Origin of the sequence: Pseudochrobactrum sp. XF203 (genome assembly GCF_020341615.1) — a bacterium.
In the GTDB taxonomy this organism is placed as follows: domain Bacteria; phylum Pseudomonadota; class Alphaproteobacteria; order Rhizobiales; family Rhizobiaceae; genus Pseudochrobactrum; species Pseudochrobactrum saccharolyticum.
In genome coordinates this window covers 307,047-325,701 of sequence record NZ_CP084393.1, presented here as the reverse complement: position 1 = coordinate 325,701, position 18,655 = coordinate 307,047, and the positions used below count along the sequence as shown (strand labels likewise).

15 protein-coding genes are annotated in these 18,655 nt (G+C 52.4%); 3 read left to right on the top strand and 12 right to left on the bottom strand.

Annotated features, from left to right (window positions below; genetic code table 11):
• The 5 genes from efeU to LDL70_RS17395 all read right to left on the bottom strand — a co-directional run bounded on the left by efeU (position 1) and on the right by LDL70_RS17395 (position 5,399).
• Entirely contained in the window at positions 1 to 822 is an 822-nt protein-coding gene (gene efeU / locus LDL70_RS17415; RefSeq protein WP_213600294.1) for an iron uptake transporter permease EfeU, read from the bottom strand.
• 387 nt (positions 823 to 1,209) lie between these two features.
• Positions 1,210 to 1,509 (bottom strand): zf-TFIIB domain-containing protein, encoded by a 300-nt coding sequence (locus LDL70_RS17410; RefSeq protein WP_075656552.1) that lies wholly within the window; start codon positions 1,507 to 1,509, stop codon positions 1,210 to 1,212.
• A 120-nt stretch (positions 1,510 to 1,629) separates the two neighbouring features.
• Entirely contained in the window at positions 1,630 to 2,541 is a 912-nt protein-coding gene (prpB, locus tag LDL70_RS17405; RefSeq protein WP_225688709.1) for a methylisocitrate lyase, read from the bottom strand.
• Positions 2,542 to 2,564: 23 nt separating this feature from the next.
• The gene (gene prpC, locus LDL70_RS17400) at positions 2,565 to 3,755 is read right to left on the bottom strand and encodes a 2-methylcitrate synthase (protein ID WP_225689265.1); all 1,191 of its coding nucleotides are present in this window, start codon (positions 3,753 to 3,755) and stop codon (positions 2,565 to 2,567) included.
• Positions 3,756 to 3,884: 129 nt separating this feature from the next.
• A complete protein-coding gene (locus tag LDL70_RS17395) occupies positions 3,885 to 5,399 on the bottom strand; it encodes an MmgE/PrpD family protein (RefSeq protein ID WP_225688707.1) in 1,515 nt (504 codons plus the stop codon).
• A 276-nt stretch (positions 5,400 to 5,675) separates the two neighbouring features.
• Here LDL70_RS17395 and LDL70_RS17390 point away from each other — a divergent pair, with 276 nt between their 5' ends.
• The 3 genes from LDL70_RS17390 (at position 5,676) to LDL70_RS17380 (ending at position 10,441) form a co-directional block, all read left to right on the top strand.
• On the top strand, positions 5,676 to 7,097 hold the full coding sequence (locus LDL70_RS17390; RefSeq protein ID WP_022712004.1) for a short-chain fatty acyl-CoA regulator family protein: 1,422 nt from the start codon (positions 5,676 to 5,678) through the stop codon (positions 7,095 to 7,097).
• A 154-nt stretch (positions 7,098 to 7,251) separates the two neighbouring features.
• On the top strand, positions 7,252 to 8,241 hold the full coding sequence (locus LDL70_RS17385; RefSeq protein WP_075656542.1) for a TAXI family TRAP transporter solute-binding subunit: 990 nt from the start codon (positions 7,252 to 7,254) through the stop codon (positions 8,239 to 8,241).
• Positions 8,242 to 8,392: 151 nt separating this feature from the next.
• The gene (locus LDL70_RS17380; RefSeq protein ID WP_225688705.1) at positions 8,393 to 10,441 is read left to right on the top strand and encodes a TRAP transporter permease; all 2,049 of its coding nucleotides are present in this window, start codon (positions 8,393 to 8,395) and stop codon (positions 10,439 to 10,441) included.
• Positions 10,442 to 10,467: 26 nt separating this feature from the next.
• On the opposite strand, the gene LDL70_RS17375 is transcribed toward LDL70_RS17380, so the two are convergent.
• The 7 genes from LDL70_RS17375 to LDL70_RS17345 form a co-directional block, all read right to left on the bottom strand.
• Positions 10,468 to 11,385: a LysR family transcriptional regulator gene (locus LDL70_RS17375; RefSeq protein ID WP_022712001.1), complete on the bottom strand. Its 918-nt coding sequence runs from the start codon at positions 11,383 to 11,385 to the stop codon at positions 10,468 to 10,470.
• A gap of 164 nt (positions 11,386 to 11,549) precedes the next feature.
• Entirely contained in the window at positions 11,550 to 13,061 is a 1,512-nt protein-coding gene (locus LDL70_RS17370) for a serine hydrolase (RefSeq protein ID WP_225688703.1), read from the bottom strand.
• 91 nt (positions 13,062 to 13,152) lie between these two features.
• Positions 13,153 to 13,893 (bottom strand): ABC transporter ATP-binding protein, encoded by a 741-nt coding sequence (locus LDL70_RS17365; RefSeq protein ID WP_225688701.1) that lies wholly within the window; start codon positions 13,891 to 13,893, stop codon positions 13,153 to 13,155.
• Entirely contained in the window at positions 13,893 to 14,720 is an 828-nt protein-coding gene (locus LDL70_RS17360) for an ABC transporter ATP-binding protein (RefSeq protein ID WP_075656534.1), read from the bottom strand. Before LDL70_RS17360 ends, LDL70_RS17365 begins: the two co-directional genes overlap by 1 nt.
• 8 nt (positions 14,721 to 14,728) lie before the next feature.
• Positions 14,729 to 15,631 (bottom strand): nickel transporter permease, encoded by a 903-nt coding sequence (nikC, locus tag LDL70_RS17355; RefSeq protein ID WP_116088316.1) that lies wholly within the window; start codon positions 15,629 to 15,631, stop codon positions 14,729 to 14,731.
• Entirely contained in the window at positions 15,628 to 16,641 is a 1,014-nt protein-coding gene (locus tag LDL70_RS17350) for an ABC transporter permease (protein ID WP_022711996.1), read from the bottom strand. The genes nikC and LDL70_RS17350 overlap by 4 nt, the downstream gene beginning before the upstream one ends.
• Complete coding sequence (locus LDL70_RS17345; RefSeq protein WP_225688700.1) at positions 16,638 to 18,236, bottom strand: ABC transporter substrate-binding protein; 1,599 nt, start codon at positions 18,234 to 18,236, stop codon at positions 16,638 to 16,640. The genes LDL70_RS17350 and LDL70_RS17345 overlap by 4 nt, the downstream gene beginning before the upstream one ends.
• Between the last annotated feature and the right edge of the window lie 419 nt (positions 18,237 to 18,655).

Below are 18,655 nucleotides of genomic sequence, written 5' to 3'. Positions count from 1 at the left end.
TTACGCAGCAGCGGTTTTTTGTGCAGGTACCGGCCGCAGATAAATGGCCAGTGCCGCAAACAGGAAGATAAAATAGGCAATCACTTCGCCAATCGCCGGTGTATCGTGATAGCCGAGCAGGCCGGACAGCAATGTGCCGAGCGGTGTAGACAGCGGCAGCACATGGCTCAGATCCCATGCCGGTGCCTGCAAATAATTCCAGATGCCAGCCTCATGCAGGCTGCGAAGTGAGCCGGACAATAAACCGGCAGCAACGAAAATAATCAGAATGCCTGTCCAGCGGAAAAACAGCCGTAAATTCAGGCGCAACCCGCCCTGATAAATCAACATGCCGAGCACGACAGAAACAGCTACACCCAGAAATGCTCCGAGCGGTGCCGCATAGCCTTCGCTCTGCTGAAAAATCGCCAGCAGGAAGAACACGGATTCCAGCCCCTCGCGCGCCACGGCAAAAAACACCATGCCAATCAGGGCCCATGTCGCTGATTTCGCGGCAAGTGCATGTTCGACGGAATGCTGCAATTCATCTTTGAGAGAGCGTGCGGCTTTTTTCATCCACAGCACCATGGACATCAGCACAATCACCGCGACAAAGCCGACAATGGCTTCGAACAATTCCTGCATTTTTTGCGGAAATTCAGCGCTGATGATCTGCAAGGCGGCACCCGCCAGAAAAGACAGCGCAATAGCCAGAAATATGCCGATCCAGACGGCGGGCATATAGGATGAGCGTCCGGTCTTGTTCAGATAAGACGCAATAATACTGGTGAGAAGAGCAGCTTCCAGCCCCTCACGCAACATAATCAGAAACGGTGCCAACATCGGCTTGCTCTCAGTGTCGTTTAAACAAATGCAAGCCGGAAAAGCCTGCGCAACAATGAAAATGCCCGGCCGGAACGATCACTAATTCAGTAAAAGCAGAGGTCTAAGCAAAGACAGTTAAACATGTGAATTAAAGTCACCTTTTACATGAAACTGCTATTTCCGACAACGCAAAAACATGGGAGCGGGCAGATTTTTCTAAAAACCCGAAGACCGGCAGAAAATCGCTATCCCTTTTTAAAAACTTATAAAAATACAATCATCATAATGATGCCGCCTGTTTACCTGCAAACGAGTAGCCGTTTTTACCGGCATCATGCTCCTAAAAACAAAAAAGCCTGCACCGGTGATTCCGGTGCAGGCTTCTGCTTGTAATAGCTTGCCAGATCAGAAGTCGAACAACTCGCCCAGCAGCGATTTCTTTTTACGATATGGCTTGCCATGGCCGTAATCATCATGATCACGGCGGTCACGGTCATAATCGCGATCACGGTCATGACCGCGGCTGTCGGAGCGGTGATCATCCTTGCTCGCTGTGCGCACAGGTTCTGCAGGAACTGAGCGCTCAATAATCTTGTCCAGCTCACCACGATCCAGCCATACACCACGGCATTTCGGGCAATAGTCGATTTCAATTCCCTGCCGGTCAGACATGACAAGCTCGGTATTATCGATAGGGCAAAGCATTATTAAGGGCCTCCTGATTGGTCAGGATTTGCACTTGGGTTGCGAATTGTGGTTTTTCAAGTGCGAGACCACAGTTTTATCTCTGCCCGCCCATATTTCATCTCATCAAACAAATTCCGCTTAATCCATTGACGGAACAATACTTTTGATGATCGTGCGGTCAAGTTCCTCATACTGGTTCAGCCCGATTGCATCATAAAGTTCGGCACGGGTCTGCATTTCATCAATCATGGCTTTTGTTGCGCCATCCCGCTTGATCGTAGCATAGAGTTTTTCCTGCGCTTTATTGGCAACGCGCAAAGAGGACACCGGCCAGATCACCATTTTATAACCCATCTCTTCAAATTCCTGCGCGGTGAAGAAAGGTGTGCGGCCAAACTCGGTCATATTAGCCAAAAGCGGCACGCCGGGCATGCGTCTGGCAAATTCACGGAACATTTCAGCCGTGTTCAGCGCTTCCGGGAAAATCGCATCGGCACCAGCTTCCATATAAAGCTTGGCACGTGCCACAGCACCGTCCATGCCTTCACTGGCAGCGGCATCGGTACGGGCAATCAGATAGAGATGACGGCGTGCTTTGGCAGCAGCAGCCACTTTTGCGGCCATATCCTCGGCTCCCGCCAGCTTTTTATCATTCAAATGGCCGCATTTTTTCGGCAATAACTGATCTTCAATATGTACGGCAGCAGCGCCTGCATCTTCAAATGTGCGCACCATATGCATCACATTGAGCGCCTCACCATAGCCGGTGTCGCCATCGACCACGAGCGGCAGACCACTGGAGCGGGCAATCTGACGAATGAAAAACGCCACCTCGTCCACGGTGATAATACCGAGATCCGGCACGCCCATTGAGGCCGTCATAGCCGCGCCGGAGAGATAAAGCCCTTCGAAACCGGCATTACGCGCCTGAATGGCGGCCATACCATTATGCGCACCCGGCAATTGCACAATGCCGGGTCTGTTCATCAATTCACGGAACCGCTCACCGGCGGCTTTAGTTGGCAGATCGGAAGCAGATAAATAAGGCATAATACTCACTCGGGCTGTCTCAGTTAAATAGTCTTGGGAGTGGATGCGGATCGTTCATCAATCGGCACAAAAGTCAGATTGTCAGGGCCGATATAATTCGCGGACGGACGGATGATTTTATTGTCGATACGCTGCTCGATAATATGCGCTGCCCAGCCGGAGGTGCGGGCAATCACAAAAAGCGGCGTAAACATTGTGGTCGGCACACCGAGAATGTGGTAGGAAACAGCACTGAACCAATCGAGGTTCGGGAACATTTTCTTGTTGTCCATCATCACCGTTTCAATACGCTCGGCAATGTCGAACATTTTGGTTGTGCCGGCTTCTTCCGACAGTTCCAGCGCGACTTTCTTGATAATCTCATTACGCGGATCGGCAATCGTATAGACCGGATGACCGAAACCGATCACTACCTGTTTCTGCTCCAGCTGGCGCAGAATATCGGCCTCCGCTTCATCAGGATCGGCATAACGCTGCTGAATTTCCAGCGCCACTTCATTGGCGCCACCATGCTTCGGCCCGCGCAGCGCACCGATAGCACCGGCAATGCAGGAATAGACGTCTGAGCCTGTGCCTGCGATGGTACGAGCTGTAAAAGTAGAGGCGTTAAACTCGTGCTCCGCATAGAGGATCAGCGAGATATTCATCGCCCGCACGGCTGCCGGTGTCGGTTCTTTGCCGTGGAGAACACGCAGGAAGTGACCACCGATTGTGTCATCATCAGTTTCCAGTTCCACCCTGCGGCCATGATGGGCAAAGTGATACCAGTAGAGCAGCATCGAGCTGAGGGAAGCCATCAACCGGTCGGCGATATCTTTGGCACCAGCCTGAGGATGCCCGCTGACTTCCGGAAGCACGCAACCGAGGACGGAAACGCCGGTACGCATCACATCCATCGGATGGCTGGCGGCTGGCAGCAATTCGAGCGCGGCCTTCACATTGGTCGGCAAACCGCGCATGGCTTTGAGCTTTTGCTGATAGGCAATCAATTCGCGTTTGGTCGGCAGCGTACCATGCACCAGCAAATGCGCGACTTCTTCAAAATCGCATTGCAAGGCTAGATCATGAATATCGAAGCCGCGATAATGCAGATCATTACCGCTGCGCCCCACGGTACAAAGGGCAGTATTACCGGCAACCACGCCGGACAGTGCCACGGATTTCTTTTTTGGCGGTGTCACCGGTGCATTTGTTTCACTTTCTGCAATGCTCATCATTCTCTCCCTTGGCTGCAAAGCACCATCTCCGATCCCTCCCGGATCATTGCGGAGACTATGCCTGCAACTCAGATTGTGCGTTGCGGATAACGGGTGCCATCAAATGCGGCACCCGCAGAGACCCACTCAACTCTGCCAGTCAAAAATGCCATGCGCTTTGCCCGGTTCACATTTGCCCGGCAGCGCTGTGATATTGAGACCGGCCAGTTCATCGGCAGTCAGTTCAGTCAGGCGTTCAACGGTTTTGATGAAACGATCCTGTTCTTCCTGCCCGATAATACCCTCAGCCAGTGTGCGGAATTTACGGACATAATCCGGTCGTTTGAACGGGCGGGCGCCCAACGGATGCGCATCGGCCAGTGCCAGCTCATCTTCAATCACCGAACCATCCTGCATGGTAATCACCACGCGGGCACCAAAGGCTTTTTCATTCGGATCATGACTGTGATAGCGCTTTGTCCATGCCGGATCTTCCACCGTGCTGACCTTGTGCCACAGCGCAACTGTCTCCGGACGCTTGGCACGCTCCGGTGCATAGGAATGTTCATGATGCCATGTGCCGTCTTCCAATGCGACCGCGAAAATATACATGATCGAATGATCGAGCGTCTCGCGGCTGGCATTCGGATCCATTTTCTGCGGATCATTGGCGCCGGTACCAATCACATAATGCGTATGATGGCTGGTATGCAGCACAATGCTGACAATCTTGGCGAAATCCTTGACACTTGAGCGCATCCGCCGCGCCAGATCAATCAGCGCCTGACTCTGATATTCTGCCGAATGTTCCTTCGTATAAGTATCCATGATCGCGCGTTTGCGCTCACCGATTTCCGGTACCGGCACAAAATATTCGGCTTTCGGGCCACCGAGCAGCCATGCGATAAAACCGTCTTCACCTTCCCATGCAGGAGAAGGTGCGCCCTCGCCGCGCATAATGCGGTCAACAGCTTCCACCGCCATTTTACCGGCAAAGGCTGGCGCATAGGCTTTCCAGCTGGAAATCTCGCCTTTACGGGACTGACGCGTCGTTGTTGTGGTGTGCAGACCCTGCTGAATAGCCTGATAAATCTGCTCAGTGCTTAAACCCAGCATGGTGCCGATACCGGCCGCAGCCGAAGGCCCGAGATGTGCAATATGATCAATTTTAAACTCGTGCAGACAAATGCCTTTCACGAGATTGACCTGAATTTCATAACCGGTAGCAATACCGCGTGCCAGCGCAGAACCGTTGAGGCCACAATGCTGCGCAACCGCCAGCATCGACGGAATATTATCCGCCGGATGGGAATAATCAGCTGCGAGAAATGTATCGTGAAAATCCAGTTCGCGTACTGCAACACCATTCGCCCATGCCGCCCATTCCGGTGATACACGCTGATTAGCAGGCAACCCAAAAACAGTGGCACCGCGCTTATAAGGATGGGCAAGTGCCTGCATTCTTGCGCTGACAACCGGACGGCGCATCAATGATGCCGCCGCCACAGACGCATTGTCGATGATACGGTTGCCGATCATCTCAACAACATCATCATCCAGCGGCACATCATCGGCAGCCATAGCGGCAAATTTCCATGCCAGCTGATCTTCACGCGCCAGATGTTCAGCCGATTTATAGGTACGCACTTTATGGAGTTTCACAGAAAAATCCCTCTCTGTCTTAGCCAAAGACTATGACAACCCGTTTCTGCCGTCCTCCGACAGCAGTGAATTGTGTAACTTGCGAAGCCGAATGCACTCTGTAAACCAACTATACAGCGGCAAATCTTTGCGCCTATGGTTGAAAAAGCGAAGTGACGGCGGTGATTTTTTGTGAAATTGTGAAACTTGCGAAGTCGTCACAGTTTCGCAAACCGCATGCAAATAAAAGGAATGACGAGAATAGCGTTGATCTGAAAGGTCGGGAGGGCCTGAAGAATGCGTAAGACTTTTGTTGGCATAAAATTGAGAAAATTGCGGGAAGAGCGTCAGCTCACCCAGATGTCTCTGGCGAAAAGCCTAGGGATTTCTTTGAGTTATCTCAATCAGATCGAGAATAATCAGCGCCCGCTGACCGTGCAGGTTTTGCTAAGGCTCAATGAGGTCTTCGGCATAGATGTTCAGCTTTTTTCTGAGGCTGATGAGGCACGGCTGTTCAGTGATTTGCGCGAAGTTTTTGCTGATCCGCGTTTGAATGAGCAGCTCGGCAAAACTGAAATCCGCGAACTTGCCGCCAATATGCCCGCTGTCGGACGGCTGATTGTGGAAATGCACAAACAGCTTGGCGAAGCGCAGGAACAATCTGCATATCTTGCAAACCAGCTTGGCAATGACCGCTCCGCTGATCTGCCGGTGATGCTCTCCACGCCCTATGAGGAAGTGCGCGAATATTTCTATGCACACCGCAATTATATTCCGGAACTCGACCATGAAGGTGAGGCGCTGAGCCACAAACTCGGCCTTCCTGTCGGCAAAATGAAACATGCACTGGCAGAGCGGCTGATGCAAATGCACGGCGTGCGGCTGGTTGAGCAATCGGGTCCCGACAGTTCAGACAAGGTTCGTCATTACGACAGCAGCACCCGCCTGCTCTCTCTCTCCCCGCGTCTTGATGAAGGACAGCAGGCCTTTCAGCTGGCAACGCAAATCGCCTTTATGGAACAGAAACATCTGCTAGATCAGTTGCTGGAAAAAACGGCATTTTCCAGCCCTGAAGCACGGGTGCTGGCGCGGATCGGGCTTGCCAATTATTTCGCCGGTGCCGTGCTGATGCCCTATATGCATTTTTTGCAAAGTGCAGAACAGTTGCGATATGATATTGAATTACTTGGACAAAAATATGCAGTGAGTTTCGAAACCATCTGCCACCGGCTTAGCACTTTGCAGCGGCCTGAGGCACGCGGCGTGCCGTTTTTCTTCATCCGCGTGGATCGTGCGGGCAATATTTCCAAGCGCCAGTCGGCGACCGATTTTCACTTTTCACGCTTTGGCGGCACCTGCCCGCTGTGGAATATCTATGCGGCTTTTTCCTCACCGGACCGTATTCTGACTCAGCAGGCCGAAATGCCGGACGGCCGCACTTATTTCTGGATTGCCAAAATGATCCGCCACCGGCAGGGCGGCTATAAAGCGCCGTCAAAAAGCTTTGCCATCGCATTGGGTTGTGATCTGCATCATGCCGACCGGCTGGTCTATTCCAAAGGTATGATCCTTGATGATCCGGCGGCACGCACACCGATCGGCGCAGGATGTAAAATCTGCGAACGGCAAAAATGCCCGCAACGTGCCTTCCCGCCGCTCTATTCCACTATACAGGTTGATGAGGCGCAGACGAATTTTGCTCCTTATATGACCGCCTGAGAAGTGATTGCCTCCCGTCAGAGCACTGAATTCAAAGGAGTTTTTTCTTATTATACTAAAGTATAATGTGGTTTCTATCTATATCAGAAAGGTTGACAAGTCGCGCCGGCCTTTTCATGTTCACTGCAGAGGATATTCCAGAGGGAGAGAGAATATGAAATTTGGCAAAAATTTTCGCCGCTTTATGGCCGCAGCTGTTTTGGGAACGGCAGCACTCGGCGTAACCATTGCAACTGCACAATCACCTTCGTTTTTCCGTATCGGCACCGGCGGTACCGCAGGCACTTATTATCCGATCGGCGGATTGATCGCCAATGCGATCTCCGGCAATGGCGATCAGGGCGTTCCGGGTCTGGTGGCAACCGCAGTCTCTTCCAACGGTTCTGTCGCCAATATTAATGCAGTACAAAGCGGTGGTCTTGAAGCCGGTTTTACCCAGTCTGACGTCGCCTATTGGGCCTATACCGGCACCGGCCTTTATGAAGGCAAAGGCAAGGTAGAAGATCTGCGTCTGATCGCAACACTCTATCCAGAAACCGTGCATCTGGTTGCCCGTAAAGATGCAGGCATCAAATCTGTTGCTGATCTCAAAGGCAAACGCGTCTCACTTGATGAACCGGGTTCCGGTACCATTGTCGATGCCCGTATTGTACTTGGTGCCTATGGCATGACAGAAAAAGACGTGAAGGCCGAGTATCTGAAACCGGGTCCTGCCGGTGACCGCCTGAAAGACGGCGCGCTGGATGCTTATTTCTTCGTTGGCGGCTACCCGACCGGTGCGATTTCCGAACTCGCCAGCACCAATGGTATTTCTCTGGTTCCGATTGAAGGACCGGAAATGGAGAAAATCCTCAAAGAATACAGCTTCTTCGCCAAGGATACTGTACCGGCCGATACTTATAAAGATGTCGGTGCAACCGATACAATTTCCGTTGCCGCTCAGATGGTGACAAGTGCGAAACAGTCCGATGAACTGGTCTATAACATCACCAAGACCATGTGGAATGACGCAACCCGCAAGGCGCTGGACGCCGGCCATGCAAAGGGTAAAATGATTACCCTGCAGAATGCAGTGACCAGCCTTGGTATTCCGCTGCATCCGGGTGCTGAACGCTTCTACAAAGAAGCCGGCCTGCTGAAATAAAAAATCGTTTATCCTGCACCAGACTCTCATAAAGTCGGTGCAGGATTTTCTCACAGGTTTACAATACGCATTTTGACGGGCGAGTGCGTCCGGCTGCTACAGTCAGCCGTGAACGCCAGCGCCTTTAGCCATATTTTCAGGAAATTTCCCCATGACCACAGAGCAACAATCGTTGAAACCTATGGAGCTGGATGAAGAAAAAGCGCGCGAACTCGAAGAGAAATTCGATTCAGAAATCCGCTTTCGTCCGTTGTTGCCTGTCACTGCCCGGATAGTCGGCACATTGCTGATTATTCTCTCACTGTTTCACTATTATACGGCCGGTTTTGGTATTCTGTCTGAAACCATGCATCGCGGCATCCATCTGGCTTTCGTGCTGGGTCTGGTGTTTCTGGTGTTTCCGTTTTCACCAAAAGGTTATACGGAACCGGCAAAATCCACTTTGCTGCGGCCGCTCGGCATTTCCATTATCGACTGGGCGCTGGCTATCGGTGCTGTCATTGCTGTGATGCATGTGCCGCTCATCCCGCTGGATGATCTGGCTTTCCGCGTCGGCAATCCGACAACAACCGATGTGATGCTTGGCGGTTTGCTGATTATCGTGCTTTTGGAAGCCACACGCCGCTCGGTCGGCTGGCCGCTGCCGATTATCGCAGTGCTGTTTATGCTCTATGCCTATTTCGGCCCGTCCATGCCCGGCATTCTGGTGCATCCGGGTTCGTCCGTTTCTCAGATCGTTGACCATCTTTATCTGACAACACAGGGTGTTTACGGTATCGCGCTTGGCGTGGTTGCTACCTATGTGTTCCACTTCGTGTTGTTTGGTGTTTTTGCCACCCGTATTGGTCTCGGACAACTGTTTCTTGATTGTGCCGCATGGGTTGCAGGGCGCTATGCAGGCGGCCCTGCAAAGGTCTCGATCTTCGGCTCGGCGCTGTTTGGTATGATTTCCGGCTCCTCTGTTGCCAATACAGTAACCGTCGGCTCGCTCACCATTCCGGCGATGATCCGCCTTGGCTATAAACGCAATTTCGCAGCGGCAGTTGAAGCCGCCTCCTCGACCGGTGGTCAGATCACCCCGCCGATCATGGGCGCTGCAGCCTTTTTGATGATTGAGTTCCTCAATCTGCCTTACACCACCATTATTATTGCCGCGATTGTTCCGGCCTTCATGCATTTCTTCGGCGTTTTGATGCAGGTGCATTTTGAAGCCAAGCGCACAGGTCTGCGCGGCATGACACCGGATGAAATGCCTGATCTGAAAGAAGCTTTCAAACGTGACTGGCCGACGGTTATTCCGCTTGTCGTTCTGGTTGGCGTACTTCTGTCCGGTTACACACCTTATCTCGCCGCGTTCTGGGGGATCACGCTGTGTATTGCCGTCGGTCTGCTCAATCCGCGCAAGCGTATGTCCGTCAAAGAGATTTTTGAAAGCCTGCGCGATGGTGCAAAATATGCCCTCGCGGTCGGTGCAGCAGCGGCAACGGTCGGCATTGTTGTCGGCGTGGTCACGCTCACCGGTGTAGGCTTTAAAATCTCCTATATTGTGACCACAACAGCTGCGGATATTGCCGCATGGTTTGGCACATTCCTGCCTGCCGCGCTGATCGGTGCCTCAACGCTGACCTTGCTGTTTACCCTCATCATGACCGGCATTGTCTGTATTCTGATGGGTTGCGGTATTCCGACAACGGCAAATTATATCATCATGGCAACCATTGCCGCACCGACACTGGCACTGCTGGGTGTTGAACCGATTGTTGCGCATTTCTTCGTGTTTTATTACGGGGTTCTGGCCGATATCACGCCGCCGGTGGCGCTTGCAGCCTATGCGGCGGCGGGGATGGCCGGTGCCGATCCGTTTAAAACCGGTAATACCGCCTTCCGCTTAGGTTTGGGTAAAGTGCTGGTACCGTTTGTGTTTGTATTCTCGCCGTCACTCTTGCTGGTCAATGCCAATTTCTCATGGGGCGAATTCTTCACCGCCTTTATCGGCTGCGTGATCGGGATTACCGCCTTGGGCGGTGCGCTGTCCGGCTTTATGATGGTGCGTACCAAACGCTGGGAACAGGTGCTGCTGATTATTGCAGCAATCCTGCTGGTCGTACCGGAAATTTATACATCCCTGCTGGGTCTGGCACTGCTCGTTCCTGTGCTGATGCGACAAGTGGCAGGTGTGCGGCAGGCACAGCCGGTATAATAAAAAGGGCGCTTAAAGCGCCCTTTTTAATGGTCATCTTTTGTCTGTTTCAAATCCGGCAACCGGTTCCAGAATTTCTCAATCACAGAACGCTGATTGTTTCTGGAGCGGTAAAGACGGATTTCCAGCGGAATATTCCATGACATATCCGCACCATGCACCAGCTGGCCGGTGGCCAGCTCTTCGGCAATAAGGCTGCGCGGCACCCATGCCACGCCCCATCCGGCCATCGACATGCCTTTAAGCCCGATGGACATACTGCCTTCATGAACCAGACGATGTTCCGGCATTTTCAGCGCAAATAATTCACTCAGCAAATGACCGAAGAACGATGATTTTTCATAGCCGATATAATCAAACGGCTGCTCGCCGCGGCCAACCATATGCAGCGGGTTGCCATCAGCATCCGGTGCGCTGATCGGAATGATCTGCTCAAAGCCGACAACTTTGTAATCAAAGTCTGCAGCATCGAGCAGCAGTGGCACAGACGGATGCACATAGGTCAGCAGAAAATCACAATCGCCGTCAACAAGCGCATTCACATTGCCTTCAACACTGCCTGTATCCGGCCGCAACCGTGTGAAAACCGGTGCGGTATTATCACTGGTTTCCTTCACCCATTGCGGGAAAAATGTGAAAGACAATGTATGCAATGCGATGAAAGAAATCGTTTGTGCTTCCAGTGTCTGGTTTGCCTGAAAGCCCTGACGCACCTGATAGAGTGACTTCAGTGTTTCCTGCGCCACCGGAATAAATTTCTCACCGGCCTCGGTGAGCCGCGAAGGATAAGTCGCACGGTCAATCAGGGTCGTACCGAGCCATGTTTCCAGCTGCTTGATACGGCGGCTGAAAGCAGACTGGGTAACGTGGCGTTCATCTGCAGCTTTGGAGAAATTTAAAGTATGAGCAAGCGCCAGAAAGTCTTCAACCCACTTAATTTCCACAATACGGATCCTTCGTCATGATTGCCTGTTTTGCATACAGGCATGCAGGTTCAGAATAGGCCTTATACGATATGTCAGCATATTTGAACAGAAACATAAAAAACGGCCTCTCTCTTAAATATCCGCAGATATCAGAGAACGGCAGTCACTTCAGTTACTGAAGATTAGCGGGTATATTCCAGCATACGGCTGCGGCTCAGCACCAGTTCAACGCGATTATCGCTCAATCGGTTGATGCAAACCCGTTTCACCCACGGGCCGTCATGAAGCGTAAACAGATAACGGCCATTACCAAGATCGGTGACAGGCATTGTCTGCTGCACTGGGCCGACACCCATAATTACTGTGCCGTTGACGATTTCAAACGCAGCGCCGTAAACCGACTTCCAGCTACCGTCGAGCTCGTTGCCCGCAGGCTTCGGTGTTACCTGATAGAGGCGGCGTGGCGCATGGCCAAGTTCCCCTTCCAGCACTTCACCTGTCCAGCGCAGCAGGATTGGTGACGTAGCCGAGCGCGATGAAAACCAGCCATTACCTTCATCATAGAGCGCATCTTCATTGTCGATATAAGTGACGTTACCGCCCTTCATCTCAACCCAGTGATGACCGGTTTCGGTGACATAAAAACCATCCGGAATTGTACTTCCGGCCTGCGGTAACGAACGACCTGCAAGAGCGGCCATTGCAGCTTGCGCCATTTTACTGCCATTGGCGTCATCACGGTTGGCTACAACAACAAAACCACACTGCTGCTCAGGGCAGATCAGCACATAGCTCTTATAGCCCGGATGCGATCCGCCATGGCCAACCAGCTTCAGACCATCAAGTTCAGAAGCAACAAAACCGAGACCATAGGCAGACAGACGACCATCAGCCATTTTGCGTGGCTCGCTGATCTTCTCAATCACACCGGAAAGCTGGCCCTTGCCGCACATCAATGCCTGCGCCCAAGTCGCCAGCGCTGTACCACTGCCGGTCAGGCTGCCCGCTGCGGAAATATAAAGACCGGCTGAACTCAGCTGCCATTTTTTACCATCATTATCAAATCTTGGCCAATAACCCGGCACCAGACCATCCACCGGATCATTCCAGACATCCGGTGCTTTCAGCTGTACGCCGAGCAAAGGTACGATTTCATTTTGCAGATAGTCATCAAAGCGCAGACCCAGACGCTCCAGCGCAATTTCCACCAGACGGTAACCGGTATTGGAATAGGAGACCTGCGTACCGGCATCAAAATTAAGGCGTTCCATCGTCGCGTGGAAGTCCATCAGCCGGTCATTATGGGTTTCCGTATAAATCGACAGGCCGAGCAAAGTCAGACATTCGCGCGTGTCGGGCAGACCGCCGCTCATATCCAGCGCCTGACCGACACTCACTTCGCTCAAAGGCTTTTTCAGCTCCGGCAGATGTTTTCCGAGCGGATCATCAAGGCTGATTTTATCTGCATGTTTCAGCACCATAGAAACAAAGACATGCTTGGTCACAGAAGCATAGCGCACAACACTGTCAGCGGAAAACGGCTTATGGGTTGCCAGACTTTCCACACCGCTGGCAGTGCTGAAACGGATACCATCGGCATCAAAGCCGATAATCACGCCTCCCGGCTCATTGGCAGGCCATTGTGCAGCCAGTTTTTGTGCGGTTGATAAGGCGGCGTCCCAGTTCATAGCCATGATCGCTTCTTCCCATGCCCCTGTTCATGCAGGTTTTTAATTCAATATTGCATAAAGAACAGGCCGGAAAATCCGGCCTGTTACACTCTCATTATTTTGGTTCTTCAACCGTTACGCTCAATTCGCGTAGCTCTGTAGTATGCGGATGGATGGTGCGGCCTAAACGCAGGTCTTCTGCTGTCAGCTGTTCCACCATCACACCATTCTGCATCACGCCCACTTCCGGGCAGAGATGGGCGATAACTGCGAGGTTATGGCTCACCAGCACATAGGTCAGATTGCGTTCTTCACGCAGATCCGACAGCAGGTTGAGAATTTCCGCCTGAACAGAAACATCCAGTGCCGAAGTCGGTTCATCGAGCAGCAATACCTGCGGATCTGCAATCAGAGCACGGGCAATCGCCACGCGCTGACGCTGACCACCGGACAACTGGTGCGGATAGCGGAAACGTGCCGTCTGCGGCAGAGCCACATCGGACAGAGCCTGCTTGATGCGTCCTTCAACATTGTCGATCTTATGAACCAGCAACAGCTCGCTCAGAATACGGTCAATGGTCTGACGCGGATGCAGGGAGCCGAACGGATCCTGAAACACCATCTGAACAGAACGGAAAAATTCCGGTGTCCGCTTCAGCGGCGCGTCTTTACCGTCAAAGGCAATACGTCCGCTCCAGCTTTCATTCAGACCGGCCATCGCACGCAGGATTGTCGACTTACCCGAACCGCTCTCGCCCACGATACCGAAGCTGCCGCCTTTTTCGACGTTAAACGAAACGCCTTTAACGACCTGCTTGTCACCGAACTGAATTTTCAGATTATCAACTTCAATCATTATTTCAGCCACTCCGGATCACGGGTCATTACCGGCAGACGATCACGCGGATGCGTCAGCGACGGAATACAGTTCAGGAGACCCTTGGTATAAGGATGCTGAGCATTATTGAGTTCTGATGCTTTCAGCTCTTCCATCACCTGTCCCATATACATGACCATAACGCGGTCACAGAAATGGGAAACAAGCGGAAGATCGTGGCTGATGAGGATCAGCCCCATGCCGCGGCTGTCGACGAGATCATCGATCAGACGCAGAATTTCAGCCTGCACGGTTGCGTCAAGCGCCGAAGTCGGCTCATCGGCAATCAACAGTTCCGGATCCGGTGCCAGCATCATAGCGATCATGACACGCTGCCCCATACCGCCCGATACTTCGTGCGGATAGGTATGTGCCACTTCACGCGGATTGCGGATTTTCACCTGATCGAGCAGATCAATTGCCGCTTCCAGAGCTTGTTTTTTGCTGCCGCCTTTGTGTGTGCGCCAGGCTTCCGCCACCTGCACACCAATGGTCTTTACCGGATTCAGCGAGTATTTCGGATCCTGCAGAATGAAACCAACGCGTTTACCACGGATCTGACGCATCTGTTTTTCAGATGCGGTCAGCAGATCCTGTCCGTCAAAGCTTAAGCGATCAGCTTTGACTTCCGCAATATTCGGCAGGAGTTTCATCAGAGCGCGGGCAGTCAGAGACTTGCCCGAGCCGCTTTCACCCACAATACCCAGCTTTTCACGGCCAAGCTGCAGAGAGAGACCGCGCACCGCCTCAAAACGGGTGGTGCGGGTTTCAAATGCGATTCTCAGATTTTGAATATCTACCAGCATTTTATCCCTCAATTCTGCTTCGGATCGAGGACGTCACGCAGGCCGTCGCCGAGGAAGTTGAACGCGAGTGAAACGAGGAAGATCGCAATACCCGGAATTGTAGCAACCCACCACTGCTCAAAAATGAAGCGTTTGGCTGTTGCAATCATCGCACCCCATTCCGGTGACGGCGGCTGCGCACCCATACCGAGGAAGCCAAGGCTTGCAGCGGTCAGAATGATCGAGCTCATATCCAGCGTAATACGTACAATCAGGCTCGGTACGCACAAAGGTGCGATATGACGGGCGATAATACGTGCAGGGCTGGCGCCGGTCAGGCGATAGGCTGCGATATAGTCAGTGTTGCGGATGGTCATGGTTTCCGCACGGGCCAGACGTGCATAAGGCGGCCAGGCTGTGAGTGCAATCGCCAGAATCGCGCTTTCAACGCCCGGTTTCAGCGCGGCTACGAAAGCCAGAGCCAGAATAAGACGCGGAAAAGCGAGGAACACATCGGTTACGCGCATCAGGATTGTATCGACGATACCGCCGAAATAACCTGCAACGCAGCCGATAATCAGACCAAGCGGCGCAACCAGAATAACAACGGCAATAACCATGCCGAGTGTTACGCGGCCACCATATAGGATACGCGAGAAAATATCGCGTCCCAGCTCGTCCGTACCGAACCAATGCTGAGCGGAAGGTGCCGCAAGACGATTGCCGAGATTTTGAATGCTCGGATCATGCGGTGCCAGCCATGGCGCAAAAATGGCGATGAAAACAAAGACCGCAATGATGAACAGGCCGATCATCGCCAGCGGATTTGACTTCAGATTGAGCCAGATACGATAGCGCCGGCCCCAGAGAGCCTGCGACGGCGAGGACGGAGTTTCGTCCAGCGCCCAGTTATGAAAATTGGAAAAAATCATCTGACGCGTGGATCCAGTACCTTGTAGAGAATGTCAGCAAGCAGATTGAGCCCGACATAGATAACACCAATCAGAAGAGTGGCGCCGACGACAGGGTTCATGTCTGCATTCATCAGCGAAACAGTCAGATACTGACCAAGACCAGGCCAGCTGAACACGGTTTCGGTTACAACGGCACCTTCAAGCAGACCGGCATAGGTCAGTGCAAGAACGGTCACCAGCTGTACGGCCACAGTCGGGAAAGCGTGTTTCCAGATAACTGCGGTGCCGGACAGGCCCTTGGCGCGGGCTGTAACAACAAACTCACCTTTGAGTGCATCCAGCATGAATGCACGGGTCATACGGGTGATATAGGCCATGCTGAAATAAGCGAGAATGATAACCGGCTGGGCCATATGCGCGAGCGCATCCCAGAAAGCATCCATATCGCCGTCGATCAGCGTATCAATGGTCAGAATACCAGTGACATGCGGGATCATGTCCTGAAAAATAATATCCTGACGGCCGGGTCCCGGTGCGATACCGAGCGCGGCATAGAAAACCAGAAGCGAAATCAGCGCCAGCACAAAGGTCGGCACGGAGTGGCCGGCCAGACAGATAACACGGATCGTCTGATCCGTCAGAGTGCCCTGACGCACCGCTGCCCAGACACCCAGAGGAATACCGATCAAAGCAGCGAGGAGGAGCGCTGCGGTGGCCAGTTCAAGGGTTGCCGGAAAATAGCGGGCAATATCCGTGGTAACAGGGTTGCGGGTCAGAATGGAATTGCCGAGATCACCCTGCAAAACCTGACCGATATAATGGAAGAACTGCACGACGAGCGGCTGATCCAGCCCCATCTCCGCGCGCACACGCTGAATAACAGCCTCCGGCGCATTATCGCCGACGGCTGCAATCACAGGATCAACCGGCATAACGCGGCCGATCATGAAAGTGACAATAGCAAGTCCGAACAGCGTGATTAACACGCTGCTCAGAGTACCAGTCAGAGTTTTCAGTCTCTTATTCAAGCTTTCGCAATCCCTGCGTAAGAGTGGGTATCGGACAGAACGCCGAGACGCATGCCGGTAACATCTTTACGGCAGGCAGCAGTCATTACAGTCTGCAGCATGACAACAAACGGGCTGTTGTTCATGAATTCGCGCTGCAGGTCTTCGTAAAGCTTAACGCGGGTTGCCGGATCTTTTTCATCGCGGGCAGCCAGCGATTTCTTCGCGAAATCTGCGTTCTGGTAGTTTGAGCGCCATGCGAAAGGCTTGCTCTTTGCATCGTCCGACAGGTCAGTCACGTTGCAGAATACGTCCGCATTGGTATTCGGATCGAAATAGTCCGAACCCCATGAAGTCAGGGCGATTTCATGTTCACGGGCACGCATTTTGGTGAGAACCTGACGGTTTTCAGCAGCACGCAGTTCCAGCTTGATGCCGATTTCTGCGAGGTTTGCCTGAATGGCCTGAGCGATATCCGGCCAAGGCTGTGCGGAATAATGATCCATGCTGATGGTGAAACCATCAGTGAGACCTGCTTCAGCCATCAGAGCTTTTGCCTTCGCAGTGTCTTTCTGGAATGGTGTGTCGTTAACTGCACCCGGGAAACCTTCAGGAATAATGGTCTGATGGATCTGGTGGGTCAAAGGCACGATATTTTCCTGAATGCCCTTATAGTCGATCGCCCATTTGATTGCTTCCCAAACCTTAGGATTGGTCAGTTTTTCAACTTTCTGGTTGAGCGACATCAGGCCGATACCGGCAATACCTTTACGCACAAGCGTAAAGTTTTCGTCGTTCTGGATCACGCGCAGCTGCTCGGAAGTCAGGTTACGGGCGATATCCACGTCACCTTTCTGGAGCATCAGCAGCTGGGACGAAGGGTCAGCAACGTGACGCAGAACGATACGCTTTACATTGCCTTTATAGGCGCCGTGCGGGTTCAGGTTCAGCATAACGCTTTCGCTTGGCTTCCATGCAGCCAGAGTCCATTCAGCGGAACCGGCGCTGTTTTTACGCAGCCATTCGTTACCGAGATCGTCACCGGCTGCATTTTCCATCACCAGTTTCTTCTCAACAACGCTACCGACGCTGGAAGACAGGCAATAAAGCAGGAAGGACAGGGAAGTCGGGGTGTCGAGAGAAATAGTCAGCGTACCGGCATCGGTCGCGACAACAGCTTTCTCAACATTCTCAGGGGTCAGACCGAACTGGCCGATGATGAAAGCTGGGCCTTTGTTCATCTTGATCGCGCGGTGCAGCGAGAACGCAGCATCTTCAGCGGTGATCGGATTGCCGGTCGCAAATTTTGCTTCAGGGTTGATTTTGAAAGTATAAACCTTACCTTCAGCATCAGCTTCCCATGAAGTGGCTACGCCGCCTTCAATCTTTTCAGGATTTTCAAAGCTCGGATGCACAAGACGCTGATACATGTTGTTGCAGATTTCGCTGCCGACAGCTTCAAAGCTCTCATGCGGATCGAGCGATGTCATGTTGTCCAGCTGCATGGCCACAACCAGAATGTCCTGACGACCGGCAGCGATCGCAGGCAGCATGCCGGCATATGACAGGAACGGAACAGCAGCAGCGCCCGCCAAAAAATTACGTCTTGAAATCACGGTGATTTCCTCTTCCCTATCCGTAAACGCAAGAAACCGGCCGGGTTGCCCCTGCCAGTGGTTAAGTTTTCTAACAGCTTTGAAAATGAGTTATCTTCGCGGGAGATCGTCCACCGGACCGATTTTTGCCCGTTCCGATCCACCCGAAACTGCATCAAAACAATGTGTATAAGAAAACCGTCTAATGTCCGGTTCAGTTATCATGAAGCCCAATAACGCGGCCAATGCAGATTTTGCCAGTGGCTATGCATGGTTTGCATGCAAAATCTTGTTCAAAACTTTGTTATTTTCTAATTTAAATTAATATGCAGAAGAGGACTATCCCCTGCAAGAAAAGGCATTTGCAATTTGGTTGCAAAATGGTCAGTCTCGCAAATCACGCGACGACTTGTATTTCCGCGATGAAAAACCGCAGAATC